1 protein-coding gene is annotated in these 2,255 nt (G+C 29.7%); it reads right to left on the bottom strand.

Features of this window, described 5'->3' with window-relative positions:
* Positions 1 to 219: 219 nt before the first annotated feature.
* Complete coding sequence (locus GXM17_RS21175) at positions 220 to 1,479, bottom strand: hypothetical protein (RefSeq protein WP_163401507.1); 1,260 nt, start codon at positions 1,477 to 1,479, stop codon at positions 220 to 222.
* Between the last annotated feature and the right edge of the window lie 776 nt (positions 1,480 to 2,255).

Raw genomic sequence — 2,255 nt, forward strand, 5'->3', positions numbered from 1 at the left:
AGAACAGAAATATAGCTGTTATAATTTGAAAAGTTGTTATCATCTTGTTGGTTTTCTGTTGCTTGCGTATAACGTTCTCGCGCTACAAGCAGTTTGGGATTAAGGAAGCGTAATCTTTCGGATTTGCCAAATCTTCCAAATACAAACCAATTTTTCCATTATGCCAAATGCCCAAATTGCTTGTAACGTGTGTTGGTGGTAGTTATTTTTTTTCAATTGTTAATCGATATTCCAATAGTTTTCTGGGTCACCTTCAAAAGCTGAATTTATTGTATCGTCATCAAAGCCATATGCTCCGTTATATTCTGAATAACTCCTCCTATCGTATTCGTAGTCTCCATCATAATAATCCTCTGCTTCTTCTTCAAAATTTTCATCGAGAAAATAGCCAAATTTCTCATAATTTGATTTAATATTTATATCTAAAAAATAATTATTACAGTTTTCATCATAGGTTATTCCGTAGATTTTTTCAAACTTGGAATTGTTTAACGTTAAAGTTTCATTACTAAAACTTAATTTATTATCAATCAAGATAGGTGAAAATTCAAATATGGTTGAATTTAATCGATTAACAGTAAAGTTTGATAGAAATTTTAATTTTTCAATTTTTAAAAAATGTGGAGGGATAGCAAATTTGTCTACATTTTTTATTGCCCAATCTAAATAATTAATATCAGGGTTTATTAGGTTTGTTTTTTCTGAAACTTCACAGTTTTGGCAATCTTTACGATTTAATGTTCTTATAATACGGAAATCAGATGTTAAAATTTTTTCCATTAAATTAGAAAAATATTCAGTTTCTTCTAATTCATTTTCATCTTGATTTACATAGAAATGTTTTTCTATTGCCAAGAAATTTTTTGTAAACAAATATGTAAAAGGACGGTTTCTAATATTTTCAATATTTTTTCTTACTTCGTCAGTTATTTCAAAATATGGGACATTAATTTTTTTGTCAAATTCTATGTTTTTGCAAAAAGTAATTATTTCACTTACGTATTCTTTTATTAAATTTTCTAGATTGTATGTAATGTTTATTTTTCCTTTTAAGACTTCAAGAATTGATTTCCCTTTATATTTTCCAAAAGTTATTTTTTCTTCTGAACTTATGAAGCTTGAAATTCTTTTTTCAATAACTTTTCCATTTTCAAAATTTAGCCATAAGTAGTTTTCATAGTAATTTGAGAAATCATTATAAATTGCTTTGCCTAATCCAATTTGAATTACACCCGAAAACCAATCTGCAAAAATAGGTTCATTTGTTTTAAAAACATCAAAATATGTTTCATTAGCGGTTTGTAAATTTGTTAGAAACAGTTCTTCATTCGTCAGTTTCCAATATCCTTGATAACCTCTCCAATGTGCAGTAGTATATGCTTTAAATTTTAAATTATTTTTTTTAATAAATGGATTTAAAGGCAAATTACTCATAGAATAATTTTCTCCTCTATATTCTATTATTTCACTGGATTGCATTGTCATAATCTGTTGATATTATTCGTTTGCGTCATTTTCGGCGATAATTACCACCAACGTTCCCGCGCTTGTGGTCTGTTGCGGACTTCGAAGACGAGTATTTTCTGTTAAACGAAAATACGAATTGAAAACGATAATTCCACTAAATTCCGCAATAGCCACAAACGTGTGTTGGGCGGGGTTTTTTCTTTTTTGTTTAGTTTTTCAAGTTTCTGCTTTCCAAATTTCACTTATTCAGCTTCCATTTCGTCAGTTTCATTTTTCAAGCTTCCGCTTTTCAAAATTTTACTTATTCAGCTTAATTTTTTCAGTTTCAGCTTTTCAAGTTTAGCTTTTCAGGTTTCAGTTTTTCAAGTTTCACTTTTTCGGCTTCTTTTTTGTTAGTTTCACTTTTCAAGCTTCCGCTTTTCAACTTTCATTTATTCAGCTTTATTTTCGTCTTTTAATTTTCAAGTTTCGCTCATTAAACAGCTAATTTTCAATCAGTTTTCGCTCAAATATGCCTGAACATTCTTTATCATTTTCATTATTTCTCAAAAAAGAAGTGAGAGTAAATTCCACCGGAATTTTTCTCTCGCGCGAAAATCCTGCCCAACGTTTTGCGCCTCTAGTTGTTTGCAACTTATGAAACAGATTATTTTCGGCTAAACGAAAATAGGAATTAAAAACGATAATTCCACTAAAGTTGCAAATAGCTAGAGACGTATGTTGTGCGAGGTTGCGACACGTAAAGTGAGCAAGTTCTGAAAATCGCCAACAGTTCGGTTATGCGGTTT

This window comes from Flavobacterium fluviatile (assembly GCF_010645065.1).
Taxonomy (GTDB): domain Bacteria; phylum Bacteroidota; class Bacteroidia; order Flavobacteriales; family Flavobacteriaceae; genus Flavobacterium; species Flavobacterium fluviatile.

What these genes read in the sequence shown, in the direction of transcription:
- GXM17_RS21175 (WP_163401507.1), bottom strand. Translation starts at nt 1,479, where the DNA reads ATGCAATCCAGTGAAATAATAGAATATAGAGGAGAAAATTATTCTATG.